The sequence below is a fragment of the Actinacidiphila yeochonensis CN732 genome (assembly GCF_000745345.1).
Lineage (GTDB): Bacteria > Actinomycetota > Actinomycetes > Streptomycetales > Streptomycetaceae > Actinacidiphila > Actinacidiphila yeochonensis.
Map to the genome: position 1 here is coordinate 3,249,677 of NZ_JQNR01000005.1, position 14,601 is coordinate 3,264,277.

At 71.7% G+C, this 14,601-nt stretch carries 9 protein-coding genes and 2 pseudogenes; 9 read left to right on the plus strand and 2 right to left on the minus strand.

Annotated elements, in window-relative coordinates; genetic code table 11:
• Positions 1 to 151 precede the first annotated feature (151 nt).
• From BS72_RS25460 to BS72_RS25470, 3 genes are all read left to right on the plus strand, one after another.
• The gene (locus tag BS72_RS25460; RefSeq protein ID WP_198545951.1) at positions 152 to 1,435 is read left to right on the plus strand and encodes an ABC transporter substrate-binding protein; all 1,284 of its coding nucleotides are present in this window, start codon (positions 152 to 154) and stop codon (positions 1,433 to 1,435) included.
• Positions 1,436 to 1,511: 76 nt separating this feature from the next.
• Positions 1,512 to 2,471: a carbohydrate ABC transporter permease gene (locus tag BS72_RS25465; RefSeq protein WP_037917614.1), complete on the plus strand. Its 960-nt coding sequence runs from the start codon at positions 1,512 to 1,514 to the stop codon at positions 2,469 to 2,471.
• The gene (locus BS72_RS25470; RefSeq protein ID WP_037913903.1) at positions 2,471 to 3,319 is read left to right on the plus strand and encodes a carbohydrate ABC transporter permease; all 849 of its coding nucleotides are present in this window, start codon (positions 2,471 to 2,473) and stop codon (positions 3,317 to 3,319) included. Before BS72_RS25465 ends, BS72_RS25470 begins: the two co-directional genes overlap by 1 nt.
• Positions 3,320 to 3,481: 162 nt before the next feature.
• Here BS72_RS25470 and BS72_RS25475 read toward each other — a convergent pair whose 3' ends face one another.
• Positions 3,482 to 5,563 (minus strand): alkaline phosphatase family protein, encoded by a 2,082-nt coding sequence (locus tag BS72_RS25475; RefSeq protein WP_037913906.1) that lies wholly within the window; start codon positions 5,561 to 5,563, stop codon positions 3,482 to 3,484.
• Positions 5,564 to 6,211: 648 nt separating this feature from the next.
• Here BS72_RS25475 and BS72_RS25480 point away from each other — a divergent pair.
• Positions 6,212 to 7,453, plus strand: a complete 1,242-nt coding sequence (locus BS72_RS25480) for a DUF4192 domain-containing protein (RefSeq protein ID WP_037913909.1) — start codon at positions 6,212 to 6,214, stop codon at positions 7,451 to 7,453.
• On the opposite strand, the gene BS72_RS25485 is transcribed toward BS72_RS25480, so the two are convergent.
• Positions 7,365 to 8,675, minus strand: a complete 1,311-nt coding sequence (locus BS72_RS25485) for an alpha/beta fold hydrolase (protein ID WP_037913911.1) — start codon at positions 8,673 to 8,675, stop codon at positions 7,365 to 7,367. The two genes, BS72_RS25480 and BS72_RS25485, sit on opposite strands and share 89 nt — an antisense overlap.
• Positions 8,676 to 8,954: 279 nt before the next feature.
• Here BS72_RS25485 and BS72_RS25490 point away from each other — a divergent pair.
• The 5 genes and pseudogenes from BS72_RS25490 (at position 8,955) to BS72_RS25505 (ending at position 14,431) form a co-directional block, all read left to right on the plus strand.
• A pseudogene (locus BS72_RS25490) lies at positions 8,955 to 9,688 on the plus strand (NUDIX hydrolase).
• 140 nt (positions 9,689 to 9,828) lie between these two features.
• Positions 9,829 to 10,146 (plus strand): annotated as a pseudogene (locus BS72_RS38775) (ATP-binding cassette domain-containing protein); the annotation flags it as partial.
• Between the two features lie 623 nt (positions 10,147 to 10,769).
• Positions 10,770 to 11,591, plus strand: coding sequence for a hypothetical protein (locus BS72_RS38780; protein WP_051951678.1), 822 nt, complete (start codon positions 10,770 to 10,772; stop codon positions 11,589 to 11,591).
• Positions 11,592 to 11,640: 49 nt separating this feature from the next.
• A complete protein-coding gene (locus BS72_RS25500) occupies positions 11,641 to 12,597 on the plus strand; it encodes a FadR/GntR family transcriptional regulator (protein WP_078901624.1) in 957 nt (318 codons plus the stop codon).
• Between the two features lie 265 nt (positions 12,598 to 12,862).
• Positions 12,863 to 14,431 (plus strand): RNA polymerase sigma factor, encoded by a 1,569-nt coding sequence (locus tag BS72_RS25505; RefSeq protein WP_037913915.1) that lies wholly within the window; start codon positions 12,863 to 12,865, stop codon positions 14,429 to 14,431.
• Positions 14,432 to 14,601: the final 170 nt, after the last annotated feature.

The window sequence follows — 14,601 nt, forward strand, 5'->3', positions numbered from 1 at the left end:
CCCTTCGTCCCCCTCCGGCAACCGAGCGTCCCAGCCTTCCGCCCTCGCCCCCCTCCGTTTCGGACCGCACACGCCACGAGCGTCCGCCGCGCATGCCCGCGGCCCGCCGAACACGCTCAGCCGCCCGTTCAGGAATCCCGCAGGAGGTTCGATGTACCGCCCCGGAAAGACGTCGGTTCTGCTGGCCGCCGCCGCGCTGACCGCGCTCGGCACCACCGCGTGCGGCGGGTCGAGCGGCAGTTCCGCCCAGGACCACGTGCTGAACCTGTGGCACTACGAGGACGCCGACAGCGCCATGGGGATCGCCTGGAAGGAGGCGGTCAAGGAGTTCCAGCAGCAGAACCCCGGCTGGACGGTGAAGGTCTCCCACACGTCCTTCGAGCAGATCCAGAAGACCGCCCCGATGCTGCTCAACTCACCCAAGGCACCAGACATCATGGAGTACAACAAGGGCAACGCCACCGCCGGGCTGCTCTCCAAGGAGGGGCTGCTCACCGACCTCTCCCCGGCCGCCCGGAGCTACGGGTGGGACGCCAAGCTGCCGGCCGGCATCCAGGCCACCTCCCGCTACAGCGACGGCGTGATGGGCTCGGGCAACTGGTACGGAGTGCCGGACTACGCCGAGTACGCGATGGTCTACTACAACAAGGACCTGTTCGCGAAGTACCACGTCGCGGTCCCGACCACCTGGGACCAGTTCACCGCCGCGCTGGCCACGTTCAAGGCCGCGGGCGTCACCCCGCTGGCCGACGGCGGCGCGGAGTACCCGGCGCAGCAGTACCTGTGGGAGCTCGCGCTGCGCAAGGCCGACCCGAGCTGGATCAAGGCGTACGAGGAGACCGGCAAGGCGGACTTCCACGACGCCGCCTGGACCTACGCCGCCGACACCTTCGCCGACTGGGTCAAACGGGGCTACATCGCCAGGAACTCGGTGAGCCAGAAGGCCCAGGACATGGGCGACGCCTTCGAGGCCGGCAGTTCGCCGATGATGGTCTCCGGCGACTGGTGGTACGGCGGTTTCGAGTCCGAGATCACCGCGTTCTCCTGGGGCACCTTCCTGATCCCCGGCAGCACCTACGCGGCCGGTTCGGGCGGAAACCTGTGGGTCGTGCCCAAGAACTCCAAGCACGCCGACATGGCCGAGAAGTTCATCAACCTCACCCTGCAGCCCACGATCCAGAACCTGCTCGCCGCCAAGGGCCAGGTCCCGGTCGCCGCGGACCCCTCGGCCGTCAGCGACCCCCGGGCCAGGGAACTGGTGCAGAACTACCGGACGATCGTCGGCCGCGACGGTCTCGCCTTCTACCCCGACTGGCCGGTGCCCGACTTCTACGCGACGTTGACGTCGGCCACGCAGAACCTGATGAACGGGCAGAGTCCCCAGTCGGTGCTCTCCTCGCTGCAGTCGGCCTACACCTCCGGCTTCGGTCACTGAACCCGTGCGGCCCGGGGGCGGCTCCACCTGTCCGCCGGACCGCGTCATCGCGTAGAAAGCACAGGACGACATGACGATGTCCCAGGCAGCGCTGGAACCGGCGCGCCCGCCCGGCACGACACCCGAGGCGGCGGCCGTCCGGGGCCGGCGCCGCCGCGAGTCCCTGGCCCTCTACCTGCTCCCCGGCGCCGCGCTGTTCGTCGCGGTGATCCTGATCCCGATGGGGATGAACGTCTGGTACAGCCTGCACCAGTGGTACGGGATCGGGCCGATGAAGTGGGTCGGCCTGCAGAACTACGTCAGACTCTTCCACGACTCGACGTTCTGGACCTCGTTCGAGCACCAGGTGGGTCTCGTCCTGGCGATGGCGGTCGTTCCCACGGTGGTCGGACTGGTACTGGCCGCCGGACTCTTCGACTACATAGGCGCGCGGTTCGGAGGTCGCACCGCCGGTCTCCTGCGTGCCTGCATCTACCTGCCGCAGGTCATGCCGCTGGCCGTGATGGGCGTGGTGTGGGGCTGGATTCTCAACCCGCGGATCGGCGCCCTCAACGGGCTGCTCGGGGACGTCGGCCTCGGATCGCTGCGGCACGACTGGCTGGGAGATCCCAGGACCGCCCTCTACACCGTCATGGCGGTGATGGTGTGGGTGCAGATCGGATTCCCCCTGGTCATCTTCATGGCCGGAATGCAGCGGATAGACCCGTCCCTGCACGAGGCGGCAGAGGTGGACGGTGCCGACTGGTGGCAGCGCTTCTTCAGGATCACCGTTCCGATCATGCGGCCGGAGACCTACGTCGTCCTGCTGATGACCACGATCGGCGCCCTGAAGTCCTTCGCGGCGATCTACACCCTCACCCAGGGCGGTCCGGGCACCTCCACGAACGTGCCCTCCTACTACTCCTACGCGAACTTCTTCGAGACCACCAGGGTCGGTTACGGCGCGGCGATCGCGACGGTCATGACCGTGATCACCGTCGTGGTGACCCTGGTGCTGCTCCGGCTGCAGAGCCGCCAGCAGGAGGTGCGGGACTGATGAGTGTCCGAGCCGTCCGGTCCGGGCGCCGAGGACCGGTCCCGTACGTCGTCCTCCTCGGCTTCGTCGCGGTCGCGGTACTGATGGTGGGGCCGTTCGTCCTCGTCGCGATGAACTCGGTCAAGTCCAGGACCGATTTCGCCGCGCACGGCGGCATGTCCGTGCCGTCCTCCGTCGACCTCGACAGCTTCCGCACCTTCTGGAACTCGGTCGGATTCACCCATGTGCTGACCAACAGCGTGGTGGTCGGCGCGAGTGTCGCCGTTCTCGCCGTCGTCGTGTCCTTGTTCAACGCGTACGCGATCGGAATCGGCCGGGTCAAGGGCCGGCTGTGGATCCTCGGCGTCTTCCTGCTCGGCAACCTGCTGCCCCAGGAGGCCCTGGTCTACCCGCTCTACGACCTCGCCAAGCGGGTCGGGCTCTACGACAACATCCTCGCGGTGATCATCGTCTTCACGGTCATCCAGGGGGCGTTCGGCACCTATCTGCTCTCCTCGGTGCTCAGCTCCTTTCCGACCGAGATACTGGAGGCCGCACGGCTCGACGGAGCCGGACGGTGGCGGATCCTCTGGCGGATCGTCGTGCCGGTCAGCCGGCCGACCATCGGTGTGATGCTGACGCTCTTCTTCATCTGGACCTGGAACGAGTTCTTCATCCCGATGGTCCTGCTGCCGTCCAGCGCGAACCAGACGGTCTCGGTGTCGATCGCCACCACCCAGGGCCAGCACATGGTCGACATCACGATGCAGGCCGCCTCCTCGATGCTCGCCGTCATTCCGGCGGTCATCTTCTTTCTCCTCTTCCAGCGGACCCTCACCCGAGGGGTCGCGGTCGGGGCCGTCAAGTAGCGCGGTAGCGGCGTCGCCCACGGGGAGTACGGCGTCTTCGCCGGCCCTCCGGGGCCGGTGGGCATCCGTGGCGTCGGCGACCGTCCTCGTCGCCGACGCCACGGATGCCGTGACCGGACAGATCTTTTCCGACCTGTCCCTTTCGGATCGGTTCTTTTCCGATCAGTCCTTTTCGGCGGTGGCGATCCGTCCGGCGTAGCGCTGCGTCCAGGCGGCGTCGGCGGCGACGGTGACGACCACGTCGTAGTAGCCCGCCCGCGTCGGCCAGGTGGCGACCTTCGACGTGCCGTGGGCCACCGTGACCTTCTGGGTGCGGGCGAGGTGGTCGTGGGCGGTGAGGGTGTACTCCACCGGCTCGGTGCCGTCGTTGTGCAGCGTGAGCTCCACCTGGGCCTCGTGCTTGCCGCCCTTGCCCTGCAGCAGGTCGACCTCCACGCGGGGGAGGCCGCCCTCCCGCTTCCCGGCGGGCGCGACCCGGCCGGCGAACGACCGCACGAAGCCGTCGTTGGAGTAGATCGAGAAGGCGTAACCGCCGTCGGTGGCCTTGGTGTCCCAGGTGTACTCGCGCGGCTCGCGCGCGGAGACCGTGAACGGCGTGCTGGAGAACGCCTGGTACTTGTCGGGGAACACCTGGAAGCTCAGGGCCTTGTCCTTCGGGCCGCCGGTCAGGGTCATCCGGGCGGTGACCGTTCCCGACGCGCGGTCCTCGGAGACCGTCGCGTGCGGGTGGAAGCCGAGCGGACGCGCCTTCATGTGGTCGGCGGCGATCGACACCGGCTGCTCGGCGAGCGGGTCCGGGAAGGCGGCCGGCCCCGGCTGCGGGTGGGCGAAGTCCAGCGCGCTGGTCAGGTCGCCCGCGATCGAGCGCCGCCAGTCGCTGATGTTGGGGGAGCGGAACGGCTTGCCCAGGTGCGCCGCCCACTTCTCCAGGAACGTGATCGTGGAGGTGTGGTCGAAGACCTCCGAGGCGACGTAGCCGCCGCGGGTCCACGGGGAGACCAGCAGCATCGGTACCCGCGGGCCGAAGCCGAGCGGGTAGTCGCCGGCGTACTCGCGCGCCGTGCCGGGCTCGGGCCACGGCGGCAGGACGTGGTCGAACTTCCCGTCGTTCTCGTCGTAGTTGAGGATGAAGAGGGTGTGGTCCCAGATGTCGGAGTTGCTCTGCAGGATGTCGAGGACCTTCTTGGTGTAGCGCTCGCCGTGCAGGGTGTCCGCGTCCGGGTGCTCTGACCAGCCGTAGGGCGCCACGATCCACGAGACCGCCGGCAGCGGGTTCCGCGCGCCCGGGCGGCAGGCGTCACGGAGGTCCTTGAGGACCGCGTCGAGGTTCTCGTCGGAGTCGTCGTCCGGCGAGGTGGCGCCGGAGTAGTACGTCGCGTTGCCGCGCCAGATCAGCCCGGTGCCGGGCCGCAGCTTCGGGTCGTCGGCGCTCAGCCCCTCCGGGTCGAACCCCTTGAAGTACTTCAGCTCGTTGTCGCCGTAGTCGCCGACCCAGCTGCTGACGTAACCCTGCCGTCCGTCGCCGCTGTTGTCGGAGTAGAGCCGCCAGTCGATTCCGGCCTGCTGGAGCTGCTCGGCCACCGTGATCCAGGAACGGGAGTAGTTGGACTCGTCCGTGTTGCCCGTCTCACTGTTGGCGGTGCCGCTCCACAGGTACTTCCGGTTGGGGTCGGTCGGACCGAACTCGGAGCAGAAGTACTGGTCGGCGATCGTGTACTGGGCGGCGACCGAGTGGTAGAAGCCCATGTAGCCGTCGCTGTGGTGGTTCATGCAGCTGGCGCCGTTGTGCCGGACCCACTGGTCCCACGTGCGGTGGTTGACGTCGCCCCAGGCCCCGTGGTCGTTGCCCCAGCTCCCGTCGTCGACCTGCGGGGTGAAGACGGTGCCGGCGGCGTCCTTCTGCTGGAAGACGGTGGTGCCGTCCTGGAAGCGCAGCGCCTGCTTGTCGTCGAACCCGCGCACACCGGGGAACGTGCCGAAGTAGTGGTCGAGGGAACGGTTCTCCTGCATCAGGATCACGACATGCCTCAGGTCGGACATGGTGCCCCTGAAGCCCTTCGGCAACACGTACCGGGGATTCGGAGCGGCGTGGGCGCTTCCCGCTCCGGCGGTCGCGCCGAGCGCCAGCGTCCCCGCGGCGGCACCTGTGCCCTGGAGGAACCGGCGACGGGTGGTGCCGGTCGCCTTCTCTGCTGTGGCGCTGGGACCGGACTCCGGTGTCGTGGCGATCGGATCGGGGGCCATGGACGCTCCTTACAGGTAGGCGTGGGCATTCGCGGACGGACGCCGCAGCCAGCTCATACAAGCCACCGGACACCAACTCCGTGTGAACGCCGGTGGAGCAGTGACCAGCGGGACATCGACCGCGAGGCCGTCAACTTCCGGGCGTACAAGGCCCCGTTGCCCGGTACTGAGCCTGTGGCGGGCGCGGGTGACGCGGCAGGGTCGTGCCGCCGGCCGCGTGCGGTCGGGTGAGGGAACGCGCAGGCCGTCGGGGGGGGGTGACGGGTCGCCATGACGCGCGGCGGGCACCGGCGTTGCCCGAGCACGGCAGCTCCGTCGGCTCCGTGAGCGCTGTCGGTTCTGTCAGCGCTCACGGAGCCGACGACGCCGTCAGCACCGGGCCGGCGGTACCGGCCGCTCTCGCGGAGCGAAAGGAATCGGCCACGACTCCGCGTATCCGGGAGCCGCTGGTGTCGCACCCGAGCGGCGCGGCGCGAGCCCTGCCGCGCCGACGCAGGGAGCGGGGGCTCCGGGACCCGCGGAGACGATCCGGCTGGGGGCTGGGGGCTGGGGGCTGGGGGCTATCGGCTCGGGGCTCGGCGAGGGGTTATCCACAGCCGAACGGGTGGAGTCCCGCGCGGGGTTCGCCGGATGCGCCATCGTCGAGCCATGACTCACAGCAACGAGAACCAGCACGGAACGGCGCCGGAGACCCCGGCGGAGGTCAAGGTCACCCTGGGCGGGCCCGCGGAGCTCGCCGACGCCCTGCCGTATCTCCTCGGCTTCCACTGCACGGACAGCGTGGTGCTCGTCGCGCTGCACGGCGCGCAGGGCCGTCTCGGCGGCAGAGTGCGGGCCGGCCTGCCGCCGCAGCCGGAGGACTGGCCGGCGGCGGCCCGGGAGCTGGCCCGCGGACTCGTCGAGGGCAGCATCCGGCGTGGTGCCCGGCCGGACGGGATCGTGGTGTACCTCTGCCAGGAGCCGCGCGCGGGCGAGGCCCCCGCGCGCGTCATGGAGCGGTTGCGCCCGCTCGCGCAGCAACTGCGGGTGGCGTGCGGGGCGCTGGACGTACCGGTGGTCGAGGCGCTGTGCGTGTCCGCCCGCCGCTGCTGGTCCTACTGCGCGCCGACCTCCGAACGGCTGCCGGAGGAGGGCACCGCGCTGCCGCCGCCGGGCACCACCGCGATCGCCGCCACCACCGCGTACGCCGGCCTGCCCGCGCCCTGCTCGCTGCGCGCCGTCGAGGCCCGGCTGACCCCGCGCGCGGGCGGTGGCGAGGCGCAGGAGGCCGCCTTCGACATCGCCCGCGCCGAGCTGGTGCCGCGCGTGCTCGGCGAGCAGGGGGAGGAGGAGCTGCGCCGCCGCACCCTCGGGCTGGCCCGGGCGGTGATGGAACGGCTTCGCGCGGCGCCGCGGATCGACGCCCCGTCCGACTGCGACCTCAGGGACGACGGTCTGCTCGGGGACGCGGAGGCGGCCGCGATCGTGCTCGGCCTCCAGGACCGCTGCGCCCGGGACCGGGCGGCCGAGTGGGTCGGGCCCCTGGACGCCGACGCGGCCCTGCGGCTGTGGCGGGCACTGGCCCGACGCTGCCGCGGGTCCTACACCGACCACGCGGCGCCGCCGCTCTCCCTCGCCGGCTGGGTCGCCTGGTCCACGGGGGACGGGATCGAGGCGCGGGTGGCGCTGCGGATGGCACTGGACCGCGAACCCCGGTACACCTTCGCCCGGCTGCTGCACACCTCGGTGAACGAGGGCCTGGACCCTGAGTCGCTGCGGAGCTGCCTGCGCCGCGAGCGGCGCAGGCGGGTGGCGGGCGCTGTCAGAGTTCGCCGCGCGCCAGCCGGATCAGCCGGTCGAGGACCGCGCCACCACTCGCCCGGAGGCCGTCGTGTTCGAATTCGTCGGTGACCCAGGTGCGCAGCCCGCGCACCGCGCGGGCGGTCGCGAGCGAGTCCGCGGTGTCGACGTACATGTCGTCGTGGTAGACGGCCGCCGCCACCGGCACCTCGTTCCGCGCCAGTTGGGCGGGGTCGTAGAGGTCCGGCCACTCCGTGCGCTGCGCCAGCAGCTCCGCCGCCTCGCGCAGCGGTGCCAGCGCCGGATCGTTGGTGAACATCCACGGGTGGATGGTCTCGCCGGTGAAGAGCACGGGCGCGTCCGCGGCGAGCGCGGCGTCGGCGTCGAACTGCGGGAAGTCGCCGCGCACCCGCTCCGCGGCCCAGTCGGTCGCGCCCGGGGCGAGGGAGCCCTGCCCGTAGATGGGTTCGTGCATGACCGCGTAAAGGGGGTTGCCGGCGAAGGACAGCTGCCGCTGTACGTCCCACAGGAAGGAGTCGGAGAGCTCGGGCCCCGCCGTGCCGGGTACGAAGGCGTCCTCGATCAGGTAGTGGAGGGTGTGGGAGCCGGTGCTCGACCCGAGCATGATCCCGAGCGCCTGGAACGCCTCGGCGGTCAGCCGCCCGCCGCCGGGGAGCGCCACCTCGCGGTCGCGCAGGTGGCGCACGATCCCGCGTACGGCCTCGGCGTCCTCGGGGTAGCGGGCGTAGTGGGCGAGGTTCTTGCGCTCGATGCGCGGGTAGGCCGCGCGGTAGACGTCCTCGGCGGTGGAGCGCAGTCCCGGCAGACCGCCGGTGACGAAGACCTCTCGCAGCCCCTCGGGTGCCGTCGAGAGGTAGGTCGTGGCGCAGAAACCGCCGAAGCTCTGCCCGAGCACGCTCCAGCGGCCGTCCTCGCCGAGCAGGGTCCGCCGGACGGCCTCACAGTCCTTGACGATCGAGTCGGCCCTGAAGTGCGACAGGTAGCGGGCCTGCGCGGCGGGGTCCCCCACCGCCGGAAGCGTCTGCCGGGTGGCGGGGGTGGAGCGGCCGGTGCCGCGCTGGTCGAGGAGCAGGACGCGGAAGTCCCTCAGCGCTCGGTCCAGCCAGCTGTCGCGGCCGATCGGACGCGGGGAGCGTCCGCCCGGTCCGCCCTGGAGATAGAGCAGCCACGGCAGCCCGTCGGCCTCCGCGCCCGCCGCGACCACCTCCCGGGCGTACACCTCGATCTGCGGGCCGCTCGGCTGCGCGTGGTCGAGGGGGAGGGCGAAGGTGTGGTCCTTGACGAGGGTGCCGGGCTGGCGGTGGACGGGCATGGGTGTCTCTCCGGAAGGTGCGAGGCGGTGCCGGGCAGCGCGGGCTCCCCTGCGCAGAACGGTAGCCCCGCGCGGGCCCGGGCTCCCTGCCGGGTGCCGGCGCGGGCGCCCTCCGGTCGGGGACGGCCGCGGTGCCGACCGCGGTGCCGACTGGGGGCACGGGGGCCGACCCGGTGGCGGCCGGGTCCCCCACCAGCGACTTAGCGGAAAGCGGCGGCCTGATCGCCGAGAGCGTCGATCGAGCTGTTTATCGTCAAGGAGACGACTAAGATCACGGGCATGCCTCCCTACGACCCGTCGGCCTTCCCGCCCTTCGCCGTCACCGTGGATCTGGTGGTGCTCACCGTGCGGCACCACACGCTGTGTGCGCTGGCCGTGCGACGGGGCGAGCCTCCGTTCCAGGGGCGGTGGGCGCTGCCGGGGGCTTCGTCCGGGAGGACGAGGACCTCTCCCAGGCCGCGGCGCGGGAGCTGGTCGAGGAGACGGGGCTGCGGGCGCAGAGCGGCGCCCATCTGGAGCAGCTGGCGACCTACGGCGACCCGGGTCGTGATCCGCGTATGCGCGTGGTGAGCGTGGCCCACCTGGTGCTCGCGCCCGACCTGCCGGCACCGCGGGCCGGTGGCGACGCGCGCGGCGCCCGGTGGGCGCCGGTGAGCACGCTCGTGGACGAGGGAGGGAAGGAGCCGCCGGGGGAGAGCGCGGTGCTGGCCTTCGACCACGGGCGGATTCTGGCCGACGGAGTGGAGCGTGCCCGGTCGAAGATCGAGTACTCCTCGCTGGCCACGGCGTTCTGCCCGCCGGAGTTCACGGTCGGCGAGCTGCGCCGGGTCTACGAGGCGGTGTGGGGCGTGGCGTTGGACCCGCGCAACTTCCACCGCAAGGTGACCGGGACGGTCGGCTTCCTGGTGCCGACGGGCGGTACGACGACCCGTCAGGGCGGCCGGCCGGCACAGCTGTTCCGGGCCGGTGGTGCCGCGCTGCTCAACCCGCCCATGCTGCGACCGGAAGTCTGATTCGCTGGTATTTGTCCGTTTGTTGATGATTTCAGCGCTATGGTGCTGAGGTGATCGAGGCCATCGGATTGACCAGCGCCTCCCGGCGCAACGTGCCGCCCGCCGTCTGCGACCTCACCTTCCAGGTGCGCAAGGGCGAGGTGACCGGCCTGCTCGGGCCGGCCGGCTCGGGCAAGTCCACCGCGCTGCGACTGCTGCTGGGTGTGGAGGCCGGACGCGGGGTCACGCTCGTCGACGGCCGCCCCCTGCACGAGGCGGCGGACCCGGTCAAGGAGGTCGGAGCGGTCCTCGGCGACGTGCCCGGCCACCCGCGTCGCGCCGTCCGCGGGCACCTGCGCATGCTCTGCGCCGCCTACGGGCTGCCGGTGTCCCGCGCCGACGAGGTGCTGGAGCTGGTCGGCCTGGACGCCGTGGCCGACGAGCGGCTGGAGACGCTCTCGCTGGCGATGGACCGCAGGCTCGGCTTCGCCGTCGCGCTGCTGCCCAGCCCCCGGGCGCTCGTGCTCGACGACCCCGCTCGCGGACTGCTGCCGCGGGAGGCGGCGTGGGTGCACGAACTGGCCCGCCGGCACGCGGCAGCCGGCGGCGCGGTCCTGCTCGCCGGCCGGGACGCCGGCGCGCTCTCCCGCACCGCCGACCACGTCATCGCCCTGGAATGCGGGCGCCTGGTGGCCGACGAGGGCTCCGTCGACTTCGCCCGTTCCCGGCTGCGCCCTTACGTCGCGGTGCGCTCCCCGTACGCGCAGCACCTCGCCGAGGTGCTGCGCGGCGGTGGCGCCGAGGTGGTCGCCGCCAGCGGCAGCCGGATCGCCGTCTACGGCACGACCTCGGCGGAGGTGGGGGAGACCGCCTACCGGCACGGCATCCTGCTCCACCAGCTCGCCGACACCGAGCCCGAGCGCCTCGACCGGACGGCCGGCGGGATCGGCGGCCCGGCGGCGGGGCCGGCCGGGGTGCCCGGCGCGGCGCGGAGGCCGCCGCCGAGCCGGCCGCGGAGGCGGCGAAGAGCCGGTCCGTGCCCCACCCGCGCCGGAGGCCGGCGGTGCGCCCACCGCGCCGGTCGAGCGGCCGCCCGGGTCCCGTGCGGCCCGTCGCGTACGAGGTGCGCCGCGCCTACGGGGTGCGCACCCCCTGGCCCACGGTGCTGGGCGCCCTGGTGTGCTCCGTCCTGGCCACGGTGCTGCTGGCCCGCACCGACAGCGGATCGGGGGCCTCCCCGCTGCGACTGCTCTCCGGCTGGGCTCCGGAACTGCCGCTGCCCGCCGCCGCGGTGGGCGCCGGACTGCTCGGCGCTCTCAGCTACGGGCAGGAGTTCCGCTACCCCGCACTCGCTCCCGGCCACGGCCCCGAGCCGCGCAGCCCGCGCCTGCTGGCCGCCAAGCTCGGGATCGGCGCGGCCACCGCGCTGCTGCTGGCCGCCGCGGCCGCCGCGGCCGACGCGGCGGTCCTGCTCCTGCTGCGCTCCGGCCGCCTTCCGGACCTGGCGGCGCACCCCGCCGCCCTCGCCGCCTGGGGCGCGCTGGCCGTCGCCTGCTGCTGGGCCGGAGTGCTGGCGGCGGCGGTGCTGCGCACCACCGCGCTCGGCCTGTCCGCCGTCCTGGCCGTACCGCTGCTGGTCCTCCCCGGCGTGCGGATGCTCCTCGGCGGCCACGGCAGCCGTGAACTCGTCGAAGCCGGCGGTGCGTTGTGGTCCGTGGCCAGCGGGGTCTCGCAGGACGGCCACTCACGGGCCGCCCGGGTGCTCGCCTTCGCCGGAGAACCGCTCTTCCTCGCCCTGGCGTTGTCGCTGACCGCCCTGATCTGCGCCTACGCGGCAAGTACATTCCGCGCCCGGCGCAACGAACGTCGCTCCGCCGCCCTGCCCGACGGGCCCACCGGGCGGTCTTTGGGCGATAAAGGGTAATTGATCCGTAAAACGTCAATTATCAGGTGATGAGTGCTCACCCTTTCGTGTGCTTTTCAGCAAAGCCCTCAAGGCTTGGATCGGCATCGCCGACAAAGGATGCGTGAGTACCCTTGCGCATTCCATGATGACCTCGGCGCGTTCCGCCGACTCCGGTATCGCCGGCCCGGGCGAGCTGGATCGCTATCCGTACACCGACGCCCCGGGTCCCGAGCGCCCCGGGCTCGGCTCCTGGGAGGGCGTCGACTCCGACATGGCCCGGGTCGGCCGCCGCCCCGGAGGCAGCCGCGGCCGGGGGCTGCACGGGCAGCTCGTCCAGCAGCTCGGACAGATGATCGTCTCGGGAGACCTGGGGGCCGACCGCCCCCTGGTGCCCGAGGAGATCGGGCAGCGCTTCGAGGTCTCCCGCACCGTGGTGCGCGAGTCGCTGCGCGTCCTGGAGGCCAAGGGGCTGGTCAGCGCCCGGCCCAACGTGGGCACCCGGGTCCGTCCGGTCAGCGACTGGAACCTCCTGGACCCCGACATCATCGAGTGGCGCGCCTTCGGCCCCCAGCGGGACGACCAGCGCCGCGAGCTGCTGGAGCTGCGCGCCACCATCGAGCCGGTCGCGGCCCGGCTGGCCGCCGGCCACGGACGCGACGACATCCAGCAGCGGCTGTCCGACATGGCCGAGATCATGGCCCACGCCAGCGCCCAGGGCGACGCCCTCACCTTCAACCGGGCGGACGCGGAGTTCCACGGCCTGGTGCTCCAGGTCGCCGGCAACCGCATGCTGGAGCACCTGTCCGGCATCGTCTGCGCCGCGCTGCATGTCTCCGGCGCCGCAGCCGCCGGGTGCGACCGCTCCGGCGACACCTCCGTCGGCCTGCACCACCGGATCGTCGAGGCGCTCGCCCAGGGTGACGGCGGGACCGCGGAAGCGGCCATGCGGCAGCTGCTCGCGTCCACCGCCGAACCGTCGGCCGCCCCGGCCGACCACGTCGTGCCCGCCCCACGCGAGCACTGATCGCCCCCGCGGCCGCCGCGGGCCCCTTCGGCGGGGCCGGCGGCGGCGCCGCGCATGTGGCGGTATGACCGCCTTCGGATGGATCACGACGGTTTGGTGTGTGACTCGGGCCACGTAAGCTTGGCGTAACGCTTGGCGAGGCAGTGCGATGACATAAGAGGTGGCTGCCGCTCGCGGAGTCCTCAACAGAAGATTCGGCGTCCGACCGACGCCGGGTTCCTGCGTGGTACCACCCAGTCGTTCCCATCGTTCCGAGAGGTTGTTCGTGTCGGCCAGCACATCCCGTACGCTCCCGTCCGAGATCGCCGAGTCCGAGTCTCTGGTGGCGCTCATCGAGCAGGGTAAGGCCCAAGGCCAGATCGCCGGCGATGACGTGCGCCGGGCGTTCGAAGCGGACCACATTCCGGCAACCCAGTGGAAGAACGTTCTGCGCAGCCTCAACCAGGTCCTCGACGAGGAGGGTGTGACGCTGATGGTGACAGCCGCAGAGGCGCCGAAGCGCACCCGCAAGAGCGTCGCAGCCAAGAGCCCGGCGAAGCGCACTGCCACCAGGACGGTCGCCACGAAGCCGGCGCCCGTGACGAAGAAGACCGTAGTGCCGTCGGCCTCCGCCCCCCAGGCGGCGACCTCGGCCGAGACAACGGTGGAGTCCATGGTGGAGGGCGAGACACCAGCCAAGAAGGCGGCTGCGAAGAAGACCGCGGCGAAGAAGACGGCGGCCAAGAAGGCTCCGGCGAAGAAGACCGCCGCCAGGAAGCCCGGCTCCGGTGAGGACGAGGCCGGCGTCGAGCCGGAGGAGCTCCTCGAGGACGGCGCGCCCGGCAAGGGCGGCGACGAGGACGTCGAGAAGACCGAGTCCGAGAGCTTCGTCCTCTCCGACGACGACGAGGACGACGCCCCGGCCCAGCAGGTGGCCGTGGCCGGCGCCACGGCCGACCCGGTCAAGGACTACCTCAAGCAGATCGGCAAGGTCCCGCTGCTCAACGCCGAGCAGGAGGTCGAGCTCGCCAAGCGGATCGAGGCCGGCCTGTTCGCCGAGGACAAGCTCGCCGCCGCCGACAAGCTGACCCCGAAGCTCAAGCGCGAGCTGGAGATCATCGCCGAGGACGGCCGCTGGGCCAAGAACCACCTGCTGGAGGCCAACCTCCGCCTGGTGGTCTCCCTCGCCAAGCGCTACACCGGTCGCGGCATGCTCTTCCTGGACCTGATCCAGGAGGGCAACCTGGGCCTGATCCGCGCCGTGGAGAAGTTCGACTACACCAAGGGCTTCAAGTTCTCCACGTACGCCACCTGGTGGATTCGCCAGGCGATCACCCGCGCCATGGCCGACCAGGCGCGCACCATCCGCATCCCGGTGCACATGGTCGAGGTCATCAACAAGCTGGCGCGCGTGCAGCGCCAGATGCTCCAGGACCTGGGCCGCGAGCCCACCCCGGAGGAGCTCGCCAAGGAGCTCGACATGACCCCGGAGAAGGTCATCGAGGTCCAGAAGTACGGCCGCGAGCCCATCTCGCTGCACACCCCGCTCGGCGAGGACGGCGACAGCGAGTTCGGTGACCTCATCGAGGACTCCGAGGCGGTCGTGCCGGCCGACGCGGTCAGCTTCACGCTCCTGCAGGAACAGCTCCACTCCGTGCTGGACACCCTCTCCGAGCGGGAGGCCGGCGTCGTCTCGATGCGCTTCGGCCTCACCGACGGCCAGCCGAAGACGCTGGACGAGATCGGCAAGGTCTACGGCGTGACGCGTGAGCGTATCCGGCAGATCGAGTCGAAGACGATGTCGAAGCTGCGTCACCCGTCACGCTCGCAGGTCCTGCGCGACTACCTGGACTGAGCAGACCGTCACACAACGCCGCTGACCAGCGAACTCGCTGGTCAGCGGCGTTGTGTGTACGGGGCGCGGCGCGGACGGGCAAGGTGTCGGGCGCAGGGGGACGGCTTCCGGACGGCGGGAGAGCGCGCGGATGCGTGTCCGGGGCAGGTCCATGACGCTGAGTGGGCATG